Below are 14908 nucleotides of genomic sequence, written 5' to 3' on the forward strand. Positions count from 1 at the left end.
AAGGTGAAACTCATGCAATCTCAAAATATCGTGATGACATTGTCGGGCAGCCCATATGGTTCAGAAGCGCTATTTAATGCGCTGCGTTTGGCCATTGCGCTCAAAGAGCAAGACGACCATACCGTGAACCTAAAGCTGTTCCTGATGTCGGACAGCGTCTTTGGCGCGCTGAAAGGGCAGGTCACGCCTGATTTCAGTTACAACATTGGCCAAATGTTGGAGGTCTTGTTGGCGCAAAAGGTCAGTGTGCTGCTGTGTAAAACCTGCATTTCTGCACGCGGCGTCGCCATGTCGCAAGTGATTGATGATGTGGCCATTGGCACCATGGCGGATCTCAGCCAATGGGTCCTGTGGGCCGACAAAGTCATCGCCATGTAGTTCTAAATGATGGGCGACTCCGCCCATCCTGTGCATTCAAATCAACGTTCGTTAAAAGGTTCGATTATGCGTTTAAGTCAAGCATCTCTTCTTCTCTGCGGCTGCGGCCTGAGCTCCATCGCTGCCGCGGCTACCTTCTCCGATGTCTTGGAGAGCCAACAAGCGCAACCCTACGAGGTGCAAATTGTCGATTGTCGCGACAGTAACTTCTACAACGGCTGGCCAGAAATGGGCCAAGCGACTGGCGGTCATATTCCGGGGGCGGTGAACTTTGATGCGCGCTGGGTCGAAATGATGTCAGCCGATGAACTGAAACACATGATCGAGAATAAGTCGCTGGTTAAAGATCATCCGACGTTTCTTTACTGCGCCATGGACAGCGCGACGCAATTGAAAAAAACATTGGTGAAGCAGGGTTTTCAATCTGTGGACGTGATTGAGCAGCCGCTGGAACAATACCAAGGCGATTTGGTGGCATTGCCGCGTTATCAAAACTTGGTGCCAGCGTGGTGGGTGAATGACGTGATCAAAGGTGAGACCGTGCAACATGCACCAAGCGCCGATTACAAAGTGCTGGAAGTGGCTTGGGGCCCGGCAACCAAATACTTGTGGGCGCACATTCCGGGCGCTCAGTACGTGAACACCAACGACATCGAATCGAAACCGTGGTGGAACCGTGTCTCTGACGAGCAGCTGGAAGTGTTGGTTCACAACCTTGGCATCAAATATGACACCACGGTGATTTTATACGGCCGTGAAAACATGGCGGCAGCGCGCCTCGCGAACATTTTGATGTATGCCGGTGTGCAAGATGTCCGTTTGCTTAATGGCGGCTGGCAATCATGGGAAGATGGCGGTTACAAAACAGCCATGACCTCACCTGAGGTGTCGGCGACCACGGCTTTTGGTAAAACCATTCCTGCCAATCCAAACTGCATCATTGATCTGCCAGAAGCGAAAGCCTTGTTGACGTTGCCACAAGATCAGCAATCGCTGGTGAGTATTCGTACATTGGCCGAATTTAACGGCGAAACCAGCGGCTACGATTACATTCAATCCAAAGGTCACATTCCGGGTGCGAAATGGGGCCATGCAGGCAGCGATGCGTACCATCTGGAAGATTTCCGTAACCCAGACCAAACCATGCGCAGCGCCGAGGAAATCACGCAGTTCTGGCATGCAGCCAACATCGAGCCAGAGCAACAAGTGTCGTTTTTCTGCGGAACCGGCTGGCGCGCTTCGGAAGTCTTTTTTGATGCGTACGTGATGGGCTGGGAAAATATCAGCGTCTACGATGGCGGTTGGTATCAATGGGCTGGGAAATAAGCCCTCACTGTCGCGGTTGCGCCATCAGTGACAGAGATAAAAGCAAATAAAGAGGCGGCGAGATGGAAGTTGATTTCATCTCGCCGCCTCTTGGTTTATTTGGGCGCAGGAATTAGAGGAATTGAATGCGGCATGCCTCATCGTTGTGCGCTGAGAATTGACCCACTTTAAACAGCGGTTGGTGATGCTCGGCCAGCAGTGCTTCTAAGTGTTCCGCGTGTTGCGGATCAACTGCAATCATCAGGCCGCCACTGGTTTGTGGATCACACACAATGGTTTTTTGCTCGGCGGTCATTTTTGGCAAGCTGTCGCCGTAGCTGGCGAAGTTGCGGTGGGTGCCGCCCGGGACACAACCTTGCTCCAGATACACATCCACTTTCGGCAGCAATGGCAATTGTTCGGTATGAATGGTGGCGTTGAGGTTGGCACCGCGGCACATTTCAAGCAGGTGTCCGGCGAGGCCAAATCCAGTCACGTCCGTCATGGCGTGCACCCCGTCAAGGGTTGCGATCGGTTCACCAATTTTGTTCAGTTGGCACATGGCGTTGACTGCGATGTCGGTGTCGCCCTCGCCAATTTTTTTCTGTTTCTGCGCGGTGGTCAGAATGCCAATCCCCAGTGGTTTGGTGAGGTAAATGAGGTCACCTTCACGCGCAGTATCGTTGCGTTTAATGCGGTCCAATGCCACTTGCCCGGTCACCGCCAATCCAAAAATGGGCTCAGGTGAATCGATGCTGTGGCCGCCTGCCAAACAGATACCCGCATCGGCACACGCTTGACGGCCGCCATCAACCACTTGCTGCGCCACATCGGCCGACAGTTTATTGATGGGCCAGCCCAGAATTGCAATCGCCATGATCGGCTTGCCGCCCATGGCGTAAATGTCGCTGATGGCGTTGGTTGCGGCAATACGGCCAAAGGTAAATGGGTCGTCCACGATGGGCATAAAGAAATCGGTGGTGCTGATGATGCCGACTTCGTCATTGAGTTTGTAAACGGCGGCGTCATCGCAGCTTTGGTTGCCAACTAACAGATTTGGGTCTACGAAACTGGGTTGTTGAGAGGCGAGAATGGTGGCAAGCACTTCAGGGGATATTTTGCAGCCGCAGCCCGCGCCATGACTGTATTCAGTCAAGCGAATCGAATCTTCGTTCATAATCAATGCTCATGTTCGGTTACTAAAAAATTTTAATTTTTAAAATAATATATGAATGCTGACACGACTCGCTGATCTACATCATGATTCAGTAGCGGTGCGAATGCGAATCTTCAAATCGTTGCAGAAATTGATGGTTTCTCGCCAAAAGGGGGGGCCAAATCGTCGCACGAATTCGCACCTTGAAAGCGCGCCGAACGATGGTGACGTTTGTTGTACATCGGTGTGTTGTTTGCTGTGTTGTTTATAAAGCGATGGCGTTGGGATGAAGGGTGTTGCGCTTGAGAAATCTTTGCACGGGATTATTGCCCGCCTTGAGTGTGGGGCGCGTTGGCGTAAACTAGGGCGATGCGAAGCCAGCGCGCTGTGCAATCCTCAAAATGGAAGGAATAAACTGGCCTTTCCGCAAAACTTCAGTTATCAATGAAAGCGTTACGTCTCAAATTGTTAGCGCTTGACGACGGGCAGTCATGCAGGGTTGAGCGCTGTAAGTAAAACCGATGGAGTCCCATGACTAACATTTTTATCATCGTTGCATTGCTGGTTATTTTTTTCGTGGTGATTCAGAAGTTTGTGATTCGTCATGATGACAGCAAAGATTACGCCTATAAACGTAAAGGGCCCGTACTCAACATGGCCGAAAGTGCCTTTTACAATGCGCTCAAAACCGCGGTGGGCGAACATGGCGTTGTGCTCACCAAAGTCAGCATGGCGCAAGTGGTGGCGCCCGCAAAATTGCAGAACAAAAAGCAGTGGTTTATTGCCAGTAATCGCATTGCTCGCAGCTACTTTAACTTTGTGGTGTGCGATGCACGTACGCTCGAGCCGCGTGTGGTGGTGGAGCTGGATGACGGCAAAGAGCTGAATAAAGCGAAAGTGGATCGCGAAAAGTTGCTGATGCATGTGTGCAAAACCGCCAACATTCCTTTGATTGGCGCCAACATCAAATACAGTTATCAAGTGGGTAAGCTGCGTCGCTTGCTGGCGGCGCACATCGATTTGATTGAAACGGATAGGGAAGTGCGCTTTTGTAAGCGCTGTGGCAGCCCGATGGTGATTAAAGTCGCCAGCCAGGGCGATTTCAAAGGTCGTCGCTTCTTTACATGCAGTCGTCAACCGCACTGCACGTATACCGAAAATTACAATGTGGTCTATGAACTGGATGAAGAGAACGAGGCCAACGACAACGACTCGTTAAGCTGATTCGGTTTGCATGGTGTGTTCGCGTTTGTCGGCCACCTGACATAAACGGACCTGATTGCGTCCGTTTTTTTTCGCGCGGTATAACTCCACATCGGCCAATTTCAGTAAGTCACTGAGGTTGTCGCCGTCGCGATACTCACAAATGCCGACGCTGAGCGTTAATGCGATGCGTTGGTTGCGATAGTTGTACAGGTGCTGCCCGACGATGCCACGCAGACGTTCGCCAACGCGCTCTGCTTGCGTCAATCCCTGATCAAACAACGTGACACAAAACTCTTCACCGCCAATGCGAAACAGATTTTCATCCCCAACCACTTGCGCCAACAGTTGCGTGGTTTCAATCAACACTTTATCGCCGGTATCGTGGCCAAACTCATCGTTGACCTGTTTGAAGTAATCCAAATCGATAATCAACAAACACAACGACGAATTGTCGTCTTTATGTTGTTCAAAATGATTGAAGGCGGAAGAGAGGGACAAACGATTGTGAGCGCCCGTCAGTGAGTCGCGCGAGGCGAGGTAACTGAGCGAGTTTTCGATGTTGTGACGGTTGGTTTCATAGATATGAGAGACCGTCCAAACGCCCACATAACACAGAATCAAATTAACCAATGTTGCGACGGTATCAAACGCGGCAACTTGGCTGGAATTGTGGTAGACGTTGAAAATTTGAATGATCAGCACCACGCCGGTCATCAGGCGGCCATGCGATTGTCCAAGTAAGACATACAGCAAAATCGGGCAGAAGATCGTCCACAGGAACAACCCATTTCCCAGAGGTTGCATAAAGCTACCCACGCCGATGATGCTAATCAGAAAGTAGACGTAATATTGAACGTGTCGATGCGTGTGCTTGTGCGCGGTGGCGAGTCGATAGATGTAACCGGAGTAGAAGGCGAAGAGGAACTCCAGCCCAGCCAGTAAATAAGCTTCATTGTACGAGATGTTGAAGATGGTGAAGAACAGGGCAATCGCGGTCAGGAACAAACTGAGCCCCGCCAAAACTGACGCTCTCAGAGTATGCGAATTGTCAAACAACTTTGCATCCATGTTCTCACGTCTCGATTGCATATTTCCTAGCCAATGAAGCGCTATACTACCCCTTTAGTTTGAGCAATCAATACTATTTTTGAATACGAGTCACAAAAGGAGAGATAGTTCTAATTAGTGGCGGATGATTAATTGTGATGTAACTCAGTTAATTGACGTGACATGGCATAAAAAAGCAGCAAACTGTCGATAGAAAAGCCAATTGATTCAAAAACAAAGAAATTTGACTTGCACGCGTGAAATTCTGTCGTTAATATCCTCCCCGTTCTCAAGGAAAGCGTCCGTAGCTCAGCTGGTTAGAGTATCGCCTTGACATGGCGGGGGTCGGTGGTTCGAGTCCACTCGGACGCACCATGAGAAAACACTTAGCAAGTGTCTAAAGTTGCAGTGTGCGTCCGTAGCTCAGCTGGTTAGAGTATCGCCTTGACATGGCGGGGGTCGGTGGTTCGAGTCCACTCGGACGCACCATAAATTCACACAAAACCCGCTTTTTAGCGGGTTTTGTCGTTTCTGCGCTAATTAAAAACTACAGATTTGTTTTTATTGGTGTCCACATGTTCCCTCTTGATTGATGAATATGGATTGTTAAGTTTGTGAACCGACAGGCCGCAGCTCTGATAGTCAATATAGGTATTGGTCTGCTTGGTTGCGGGTTTCATTGGCCACAATTCCCAGTGTGGTGTTCTGGTTTTGAATGCCAAGGGCAAAGATATCAAAGCGCTAGAACTCAAACCCATTGGTCAAGTAGAAGCAATTCGTTCCAAGATGTGAAGAACCAAACCATGAACGACGTGCTGGCGCTGCATCGAGTACGGATCGAATTGATGAGCATCTGTCGCGAGAGTATCCCCTCATTTATTAACAGAAATGAGGAGATAATAAATGTCGATGATTATAGATCAATACGTTACCGTAAATAGACTTGCTCGCCAAAACGCTGTTTCGCTTGTAGGGTTTCTGGGGTAAAGAATGAAACTAGGTTACCCTCAGGATCTCGAAAACCGAATGTTCTGTTACCCCAAGGCATATCTTTTACCTCATGAACGATGTCAACATAGTGCTTGAGGCGTTCGAATTCAGAGTCAATATCTTTGACCATAAACTCAAATATAGTACTTCTATTGCTTTTAGGTATGGCGCAACCATTGCGGAATAGCACCACTGTACTGACATCTCCAAGTGCAAGATTTCCTGTAGGAGTCTGTATTTCTGCATAAACAGGCGCTAACCACTTGGCTTTAATAGCAGTGACATACTCATAAAACGCTGTCATTTGTTTGATATCAGATACGATGAGCCTACTTGAAATAAACTGCATGATTTTTCCTTTGTTTACTGTCATGTTTGTTGGTATCGATTAGTATCAACTAGGTATGCTGACAACGTAGTGGCAACAGGAGTAAAAAATGCGTAAAGCTGATCGATTGTTTCAAATTATCCAGATATTAAGGCGATCTAAATATCCCCAAACAGCGAGCAGAATTGCTGAAGAATTAGAAGTTTCAAAACGGACGGTATACAGAGATATTGCTGATTTAATAGGACAACGTGTCCCTATTGAGGGTGAAGCAGGGATGGGGTATATCTTACACAATGATTATGATATGCCGCCTTTAATGTTTAATCATGAAGAATTAGAAGCTCTAATTTTAGGAATGTCTTTTGCTAAAATGTTACCTGATACTGCAATTTCTACAGCTGCCGAAGATGTTTTGTCTAAGGTTAAACTGGTAGTTACGAAAGAGCTTGTTGATGCAATTGAAAGTGAAAATGTTCGTATTAAACCTAAGTTGACAGAAAATCTAAAATTTAATACTCGAGTGTATCGGGAAGCCATACGGGCAAAACGGAAGTTACACATCACATATTTAGATCATATTGAAACGCATTCCGAACGTGTGATATGGCCGATTTTTGTGGGTTACGATGATAGGCATTGTTTGGTTGTTGCATGGTGTGAGTTACGAAATCAGTTCAGAAGCTTTCGAGTTGACCGTATTGTAAGTTGTATGATGTTGGCTAATCCAATTCCTCGGTCTTTAGTTCAACTAAGATCAGAATGGTTGAGCTACCGTGAGCGATGTTTGTACTCGTAGAAGTAAGGAGTATACATACCATAATGTTTTCATAATGTTAGATTGGCTAAGATTTCCGCTACTGACAACATTGAGAATAGAATGTGAAAAAAGTAATCCCTAAAAATGTAGAGTTATTGATCTTATCAGCTTCGTTAATTTTTGGAATCACTGCTTGTAACGCAGATACTGAATCTACAACGACTGCGGAAACAAATGATGCTAGTTGGAATGTTCCAGTTGGTCTTAATTGGATGTGGCAACTTCAGAATTACGACAACTTGGAAATCCGCCCAGACGTTGATGTCTATGATGTTGATTTGTTTGAGGCAAGTATAGGTGGTCAACAAAGTGTAATTAGGAAACTTAAAGCCAAAAATAAAAAAGTCATCTGCTATTTCAGCGCTGGCACAAGAGAGAGCTGGAGAGACGATGCGGGCGATTTTAGTGAAAAGTCAGTTATATATGATGGTGGAATGAAAGATTGGCCTGGCGAGGTATGGCTGGATATATCTAATACGGATGAGCTTGAACAGAATATTAAACCTATTATGATCCGAAGACTTGAATTAGCAGTGGATAGCGGTTGCGATGGTGTTGAACCAGACAATGTAGATGCCTTCAATAATATAGAAGAAACGCATGGTCTTATTAGTCCAGAAGTTCAACTCCAATATAATCGCTGGCTGAGTATGGCCGCTCATCAACGAGGGCTTTCTATCGGTTTAAAAAATGATTTCCAACAATTGGCACAGTTAGTCAGTGATTACGATTTTGCAGTTAGCGAACAATGTTATGCTTACGGAATAGAATGTGCTGATTACGAAAGCACTTTTCTCGCCCAAGATAAGGCTGTTTTCAACCAAGAGTACTATACTGATGGTCAAGCTGGAGAAATCGATGAAACGACATTTATGTATTCTGCATGCGCATATTATAAAAGCGTTGGCATTTCATCACTTTGGAAAGAAGGTTATCAATTGGATGGTATGAGGGTCAAATCGTGTCAATAGAGGAAATTATTTTAGATGCGACTATTGGTTGTTGAAGATTCACCTGTTTTACGAGAGTCTCTAGTTATGGGACTCTCCGATCATCATTATGTAGTAGATTCTACTGATAATGGGAAAGAAGCTCTATGGTTGGCTGACAATTCAAATGATGATGTACCATATGATTTAATTATACTGGATATTATGTTACCTGATATGGATGGGTTATCTGTTCTAAGAAATCTTCGAAAAAAAGGAAATAATACCTTAATTATTATACTCTCCGCAAAATTTGAAGTTGATTATAAAATTAAGGGACTACGTGATGGAGCTGATGATTATTTGGCAAAGCCTTTCGACTTTGATGAGTTGCTCGCGAGAATAGAAGTGCTTTTGAGAAGGCGAGGAGGAATATCAACTAATTCAATTGAGGTTGGTGAATTAACCCTTTTGTTTCATGTTAAAGAAGTCTATAAAAGTGGAGAAAGATTATATCTACCACCTCGAGAGTACGCTTTGCTTGAATATCTTATGCTCAACTCAAATCGTGTTGTTAGTCGTTTTGAAATTGAGCAAAAAATATATGATGAATATGTTTCACCAACAAGTAATGTCGTTGATTCAGCTATATCTAGCTTAAGAAAATACATTGATCTAGGCGAGAGTGAATCATTTATTATAACGAAGCGTGGGATTGGTTATAAATTTAGAAATTGTTTTAATATGGGTTCTTAATGCGTTCAATAAAAGCAGTGACTATTTACATTTCTGCAATTAGTGTATCACTAGTAATGATTGCCTTCTCTTTATTCGGTTACTTTACGTTTAAGAATGAATTAGAAATGCAGTTTAACAATGACTTGAAAAATGAGTTCAATAGCCTTGCGAGCGTTGCTCGAGTTTTTCCTAATGGTGAGTTCTTTGTAGATCTTGATTTTGATATGGCTACTCAATATAGTCTCGGTGGGTCTAGGTTATTTCAAGTATGGGATAAGAGAAATGTTGAAATATTAGACCAAGCCCCTGTTATAGAATCTTCCGGTGAGTATATCAGTTATCCTTTGGGAATTGGTGATAAATCCAACTATTTCTATGACTTTACATTAAAAAATGGCAAGCATCTAAGAGGACTTATTAAAACTATTGATGCACAATTGGTACAAGAAGCACCTAAAAGCAATGAATTAAATAATGAAAATTTAGAAATCAAATTACTTGTGGCAAGAGATTTGGAACCATTAGAAGTTACTCTAACACGAATTACTATTTATTCATTAATCCTTCTTTTTTTTAGTCTTACTGCAGTGTCCATAGCTATAGTGTACTCAATAAATAGAGGTCTAAAGCCACTTGATGCTCTTGTTGTTGACGTTGGGGAAATAGAACTAAGTTGTCATAAATTAAAAATAGAGAAACGGCCTGAAGAGTTAAATGCTATTGCTAATGTAATTAATTTATTAATTGAACGCTTGGACTCGATTGTCAAAAGAGAGCAGCGTTACAACTCAAATATTGCGCATGAGCTCAGGACTCCAATTTCTGAAATTAGGTTGGCGACTGATGTTGCTCTAAGAAGTAGTCTCAGTTCAGATGAAAAAAATATACTAAAACCAGAGAGGTTATTGTTTGCTACAAAACAAGCGCATGATATTTCCATCTCTATGTCTAATTTGGTCAACACTATGCTTTCTTTGGTTAGATTAGAGTCAGGTCAATTAGAGCCTAATTACAGTGAGTTTAAGATAAATAAAGTGCTAGATAATATTCTATCGGCACTTAAAAGTAAAATTTCTTTGCGAGGGATCAGTGTTTTTAGCAATTACTATCCTGGGAGTGTAGTTTCTGATTTTACATTATTTGAAACAATTTTGAGTAATATCGTTAGTAATGCTGTTGAATATAGTTCTCCTAATAGTGTAATTGACATTCATGTTTCTGTTAATGATGGTATTTACTTGTTTGTAAGTAATTATGTTGATAATTTTGATGAAAGTGAACTAGAAAGTATTTTTTTACCGTTTTGGAAAAGTGATAAAAGTCGGAATGATAGAAATCATTATGGCCTGGGGTTGGCTATTACTCACGAAGCAGTTCATGCGTTAAAAGGCAGAATTAATGTTGAGTTTTTACATGACAAGATCATATTTAGTGTAATTATACCAATGGGTGAATTGAATAATAATTAATTTTTGAAATTTCATAAAATAACTTTGGCGGTGTTTTTTATATTAATGGTTACTCAATACCACCAAAGTCCACAATTATAACTGCACTAAAATTTATTATTCGAACTCTCGTCCTTGTAATAGATAATGAGGTCTATCGAACTCGTTCACCGTGCTGTGTTCAATCTAATCTCCGAGTTCTTTGGTATCATCCTTCAGCGCGTAGGTTTCAGTCACATAGAGTTTGTATTCGCCCAGTTCTTTTGGCAATTGGAACAGGTGACTAATCAGTAAACTCAGGCTCAGCGTCACGAACGTGCCAAAGAAGAGTACAGAATTCATCCAGCCTTGGGTTCGACGTCATTCTAATGAACTGAACACCGGTAGCTGTTGTCACTACTACGGCAGTGAATTGCGTTGTCTCCCAACCTGCGATATCAGATTTCGATCCGATCAGTGTTTATTTCGTTTCACGTGTCCGACGATGCCCAACTAGACGACAACCTGCCTTGGGGATAAAAGCGGTGTCCATAGACTGTGAACACCAATTCCAGCGCTCATTCAAACAGACTTCGCAACATCCAATTTTGCTAAGGCGTTCTATTCGCTAAAACACCGTATTCGCTAAAAACTATATTTGCTAAAAACTGTATTCGCGAAGGCATTGTATTAGTTGCGGTCGATCCATGCTTGCGGAACGTCGATGACATTCAGTTCGTAGGTCTTGGGTTGATAGACTTGCTTCTCTTCCGCTAGGTAAGCCACGCCGACGTCACAATTCAAGATAGACTTAATTTGTGCCAAACAGACCAGTTGTGATGGAGATAGACGATCGGATTGTTTTTTCACTTCAACAAATAGAACTGAACCGTCGTCTTTGTAGAGGAATAGGTCGGGTTCTCCCGCGGTTAAACCGTGTCTCAGCGCTTTAAACATCGCTAGCCGTATTGGGTCGATGTACTTTGCAACCATTGCTCGGCCGTGGTCATATTTTTCGTTGTTCGGTTCCCAATCCCCCAGTGCGTAAAATGCCGTGCCTTGCCAGCCCTGTTCGAGATACTGTTTCAGTGCGAAATATTCCCCGAAATGATAATTGGGTTGGTTATACACATCTTGCGGGACTAACAAAGATTGGGGAATCCAATGCTTATCACCATTTTTCCACGCTTCGAGTAGAGCATTGGGATAGGTAAAAATTGTTTCAGTCACTTCAAATTGCATTTGTTTTTCCTTCAGAAACTCACGCCAAGGGCCGTTCGAACAATTGATCTAGGCAATTGATCTAGGAAATTGACCTAGAAAATTGATAGGGAGGCGATTGTCGCACGCCGCGTGATGATTAACTCTAACGCATTGTTCGATAGACGCACAATGCCGGTTGACATGTGTTTGTCATCCAGCTCGGTTCATCATGCGATGAATCCATGTATCTGACTGCCGGATTTTGATCGACGCTCACAAACTTGTGTCAGCCAAGGGAGCGGATCTCAGCAATAATAAGGTCATGCGTGCATATACCGAACGCATGCGTCAATAAAAATTCAAACAATAGGCTCATTGGTCGATAATGGGTAAAGGGCGTGGCGAAAGCGGTGAGGGCACGTTACACCTCCGTTTGCTAAACACACAATAATAAACACAGGGCAGCTATGTTTTTTAATCAGTCACTTCAAAAAGAAAATCAGCAGCTTAAAGAAGAGCTTTATTCTCTGGTTCAGGTTCGGGAAAGTCTTGAACAAGACATGTTGAGAATCACGCTTAATGCGAAAGGCGTGGTGCAGTCAGTCAATGCGCGTTTCCACAAGGAACTGGGCTTGGTCAAAGAGTCGGTTGAGGGGAAGCACCTCACGGAGCTGGTGCCGGAGAAAGCGCGCGATACCGAGCATTTTCATCGCATGAAAGAAGCGCTGGCGCGTGCAGAACACTGGAATGGCGCGCTGCAAATCAAGAAAGGTGGCAATAAAGAAGCGTGGTTGCGCACCATTATTCAACCGGTCAAAAACAGCAAAAATGAGCTGCTGCGCATCAGCGTTTACGCGACAGAGTTGACACGCACCATCACCACATCACGTGAGCATGAAGACATGCTCAAAGCGCTGAACCGTTCGACGGCGGTGATCGAGTTTAGCCTCGATGGCACGATTTTACGTGCGAACAAAAACTTTCTGAGCACCATGGGATATTCGAATAACGAACAAATTGCGGGCAAGCATCACCGAATTTTTTGTGAAGCGGAAGAGGTGAATTCACCGGATTACAAAGCATTTTGGCGAAAACTGGCCAGCGGTCAGTTCGTTTCTGAACGATTTAAGCGTGTTGACAGTTATGGCCAAATTGTGTGGCTGGAAGCTTCTTACAACCCGATTCATAACGATTTGGGAGAGCTGTATAAAGTGGTTAAGTTCGCGACAGTGATTACCGATCAAGTGAATCAGGAATTGGCCGTGGCCGATGCCGCCAAGATTGCGTTTGATGTGTCGGAAGTGACGGGGCAACAAACCTCGCAAGGTCAGCAAGTGGTGAGCACCACGATTGAGACCATGGAACGGTTGGCTAAACAAATGCAGCAGGCCAGTGTGGGTATTGAAGCATTGAGTGAGCATTCGAAGAAAATCAGTGAGTTGGTGAACAGCATCAGCGGCATTGCGGATCAAACCAACTTGTTGGCATTGAATGCGGCCATTGAAGCGGCGCGAGCCGGTGAGCAAGGGCGCGGCTTTGCGGTGGTCGCCGATGAAGTGCGCCAACTGGCATCACGCACCAACAAAACCACGGAAGAGATTGTGGCGGTGGTGAGTGAAAACCTGAAACGCACCAAAGATGCGGTGGATTTGATTGCCGCGTGTCAGAGCCAAGCGGGGGATGCGTTGGAACTGTCGACGGAAGCGGGTCAGGTGATGGGCGATATTCAGCGCGGTGCACAAAAAGTGGTCGATGCGATCAGTCAGTTTAACCAAAAACTGTAAGTAAGCATTGCGAACATTTGGCAGGGAACATCGTCGTCGGTGTTCCCTGTTTACTTTGCCCGATCAGCCTATGTTGATTTGGCTGCGCAATGTGTGATGCCCCCCGAGCTTTATCGGCTGCCATCAACAAGCACTTGCATTATCCCCGGTGACGTAGTTAAATGCGCGCGTTTAAGGGAGTAGCCTTCTTCATCGTGATGAAGAGTGAATATCAACAGTCTCCAAGCCTCATGCTTGTGGTATTCACGTTCCTGTGTTCTGGCAAGACTTAAGCAAAGTTTGGGTACGACAGGCCTCGATCTTTGCTTACGTGTATTTGCCTGTCGACCACAGGAGTTTTTATGCGCTGCTAACCAATCTTAAATGTCTGCCTTTCAGAACATTCAATCTCATTGTGCTTCGTTTGTGAAGCAATTCGTTTATGAAGAAATAGGTCACGAGCGCATGGTGTGCGTGATTGAGCGTTATACTGAATCCACAAGCCTCACCACACAACAGGCAACACTTTCCAACAAACACAAAGGCTTTTTATAGCGCCGCTTGGTTGCGACTCCTTTTTTAAGCGTGTTTGAAAGTAGGAAACGAGCTATGTTGTTAGCGATTGTGGCAATTATTGTCGGTTTTGGTCTGTTAGTCTGGAGTGCAGATAGGTTTGTTGATGGGGCTGCAGCCAGTGCAAATTATGCAGGGATGCCGCCATTACTGATTGGGATGTTGGTGGTCGGTTTTGGTACCTCCGCACCTGAAATGGTGGTGTCTGCCATGGCGGCGCTGGATGGCAATCCGGCGTTGGCGCTAGGGAACGCTCTGGGCTCCAACATCGTCAATATCAGCTTGATCTTGGGTGTTACGGCGTTGATTGCGCCGATTGCGGTGCATTCCAATATCATTCGTAAAGAATTACCCATTCTTCTGATCATCACCTTGGTGCTTGGCGGCATGCTATGGAACCACGATGTCAGCTTCGTCGAAGCGAGCATTTTGTTAGTGGGTTTCATGGGGTTGATTGGCTGGTCGATTTGGAGTGCGTTAAAAGCCAAACGCGATGCGCTGCAATCCGAGTGTGAGCAAGCCGTGCAAATGCCAGCCTTGACTAAAGGCAAAGCGGCGTTCTGGTTGATCGTCGGTTTGCTGCTACTGGTGGCGAGTTCGCGCATTTTGGTGTGGGGCGCAGTCGAGATTGCGCAGCAACTGGGCGTGAGTGATCTGTTAATTGGCTTGACCATTGTGGCGCTGGGAACATCGTTGCCTGAGTTGGCGGCCTCGATTTCTGCGGCACGTAAAGGTGAGCATGACATCGCCGTGGGTAACGTGGTCGGGTCGAACATGTTTAACTCGTTGGCGGTGATTGGTATTGCTGGCGTGATTGAGCCGATCAACAATATCGGCGCTGAAATCTTCTGGCGTGATTGGACAGCGATGTTGGTGATCACCGCGATGTTGTTGATCATGGCGCTGAAGTTTGGCAAAGCAAGAACCATCACACGCAAAGAAGGGGCGGTTTTTGTATTGTTCTATCTGGCTTATAACCTGTATTTAATCATGGGCAGCTTGGGTTAATTCCCACAGGCTCAAATGCTCAACGATTCACTATAAA

Annotated in this window: 14 protein-coding genes, 2 tRNA genes and 1 pseudogene; 12 read left to right on the forward strand and 5 right to left on the reverse strand. The window is 45.1% G+C overall.

Features of this window, described 5'->3' with window-relative positions:
* Positions 1 to 12: 12 nt before the first annotated feature.
* Entirely contained in the window at positions 13 to 378 is a 366-nt protein-coding gene (locus tag ACF8PK_RS08980; RefSeq protein WP_004726112.1) for a DsrE/DsrF/TusD sulfur relay family protein, read from the forward strand.
* 66 nt (positions 379 to 444) lie between these two features.
* On the forward strand, positions 445 to 1704 hold the full coding sequence (locus tag ACF8PK_RS08985) for a rhodanese-like domain-containing protein (RefSeq protein WP_392440842.1): 1260 nt from the start codon (positions 445 to 447) through the stop codon (positions 1702 to 1704).
* A gap of 112 nt (positions 1705 to 1816) precedes the next feature.
* Here the strand turns inward: ACF8PK_RS08985 and selD are convergent, their stop codons facing one another.
* Complete coding sequence (gene selD, locus ACF8PK_RS08990; protein ID WP_392440845.1) at positions 1817 to 2860, reverse strand: selenide, water dikinase SelD; 1044 nt, start codon at positions 2858 to 2860, stop codon at positions 1817 to 1819.
* 510 nt (positions 2861 to 3370) lie between these two features.
* Here selD and ACF8PK_RS08995 point away from each other — a divergent pair.
* Complete coding sequence (locus ACF8PK_RS08995) at positions 3371 to 4063, forward strand: DUF2726 domain-containing protein (protein ID WP_004726108.1); 693 nt, start codon at positions 3371 to 3373, stop codon at positions 4061 to 4063.
* On the opposite strand, the gene ACF8PK_RS09000 is transcribed toward ACF8PK_RS08995, so the two are convergent.
* Positions 4055 to 5113: a GGDEF domain-containing protein gene (locus ACF8PK_RS09000; protein WP_038151207.1), complete on the reverse strand. Its 1059-nt coding sequence runs from the start codon at positions 5111 to 5113 to the stop codon at positions 4055 to 4057. The genes ACF8PK_RS08995 and ACF8PK_RS09000 overlap by 9 nt on opposite strands.
* A gap of 277 nt (positions 5114 to 5390) precedes the next feature.
* On the opposite strand from ACF8PK_RS09000, the gene ACF8PK_RS09005 reads away from it, so the two are divergent.
* From ACF8PK_RS09005 to ACF8PK_RS09015, 3 genes and pseudogenes are all read left to right on the forward strand, one after another.
* A tRNA-Val gene (locus ACF8PK_RS09005) sits at positions 5391 to 5467 on the forward strand.
* A 37-nt stretch (positions 5468 to 5504) separates the two neighbouring features.
* A tRNA-Val gene (locus tag ACF8PK_RS09010) sits at positions 5505 to 5581 on the forward strand.
* Positions 5582 to 5797: 216 nt separating this feature from the next.
* A pseudogene (locus ACF8PK_RS09015) lies at positions 5798 to 5967 on the forward strand (phage portal protein); the annotation flags it as partial.
* 53 nt (positions 5968 to 6020) lie between these two features.
* Here the strand turns inward: ACF8PK_RS09015 and ACF8PK_RS09020 are convergent.
* Positions 6021 to 6431 (reverse strand): VOC family protein, encoded by a 411-nt coding sequence (locus ACF8PK_RS09020; protein WP_392440849.1) that lies wholly within the window; start codon positions 6429 to 6431, stop codon positions 6021 to 6023.
* 88 nt (positions 6432 to 6519) lie between these two features.
* Between ACF8PK_RS09020 and ACF8PK_RS09025 the strand changes: the two genes are divergently transcribed.
* From ACF8PK_RS09025 to ACF8PK_RS09040, 4 genes are all read left to right on the forward strand, one after another.
* Positions 6520 to 7209 carry a helix-turn-helix transcriptional regulator gene (locus tag ACF8PK_RS09025; protein ID WP_392440852.1) on the forward strand — a complete coding sequence of 230 codons (690 nt, stop codon included), beginning with the start codon at positions 6520 to 6522 and terminating at the stop codon, positions 7207 to 7209.
* Between the two features lie 83 nt (positions 7210 to 7292).
* Positions 7293 to 8201 carry an endo alpha-1,4 polygalactosaminidase gene (locus tag ACF8PK_RS09030; RefSeq protein WP_392440854.1) on the forward strand — a complete coding sequence of 303 codons (909 nt, stop codon included), beginning with the start codon at positions 7293 to 7295 and terminating at the stop codon, positions 8199 to 8201.
* Between the two features lie 15 nt (positions 8202 to 8216).
* Positions 8217 to 8915 (forward strand): response regulator transcription factor, encoded by a 699-nt coding sequence (locus tag ACF8PK_RS09035; protein WP_392440857.1) that lies wholly within the window; start codon positions 8217 to 8219, stop codon positions 8913 to 8915.
* The gene (locus ACF8PK_RS09040; RefSeq protein ID WP_392440858.1) at positions 8915 to 10366 is read left to right on the forward strand and encodes a sensor histidine kinase; all 1452 of its coding nucleotides are present in this window, start codon (positions 8915 to 8917) and stop codon (positions 10364 to 10366) included. The genes ACF8PK_RS09035 and ACF8PK_RS09040 overlap by 1 nt, the downstream gene beginning before the upstream one ends.
* 165 nt (positions 10367 to 10531) lie before the next feature.
* Here ACF8PK_RS09040 and ACF8PK_RS09045 read toward each other — a convergent pair whose 3' ends face one another.
* Positions 10532 to 10687, reverse strand: a complete 156-nt coding sequence (locus ACF8PK_RS09045; protein ID WP_392440861.1) for a hypothetical protein — start codon at positions 10685 to 10687, stop codon at positions 10532 to 10534.
* Between the two features lie 327 nt (positions 10688 to 11014).
* On the reverse strand, positions 11015 to 11566 hold the full coding sequence (locus ACF8PK_RS09050) for a VRR-NUC domain-containing protein (protein ID WP_392440864.1): 552 nt from the start codon (positions 11564 to 11566) through the stop codon (positions 11015 to 11017).
* Positions 11567 to 11994: 428 nt separating this feature from the next.
* Between ACF8PK_RS09050 and ACF8PK_RS09055 the strand changes: the two genes are divergently transcribed.
* Together ACF8PK_RS09055 and ACF8PK_RS09060 are read left to right on the forward strand one after the other, a co-directional pair.
* The gene (locus ACF8PK_RS09055) at positions 11995 to 13311 is read left to right on the forward strand and encodes a methyl-accepting chemotaxis protein (protein ID WP_392440867.1); all 1317 of its coding nucleotides are present in this window, start codon (positions 11995 to 11997) and stop codon (positions 13309 to 13311) included.
* 588 nt (positions 13312 to 13899) lie between these two features.
* On the forward strand, positions 13900 to 14871 hold the full coding sequence (locus ACF8PK_RS09060) for a calcium/sodium antiporter (protein WP_143679051.1): 972 nt from the start codon (positions 13900 to 13902) through the stop codon (positions 14869 to 14871).
* Positions 14872 to 14908 lie beyond the last annotated feature (37 nt).

The sequence above is a fragment of the Vibrio sp. CJQ_6 genome, from assembly GCF_043106745.1.
Lineage (GTDB): Bacteria > Pseudomonadota > Gammaproteobacteria > Enterobacterales > Vibrionaceae > Vibrio > Vibrio furnissii.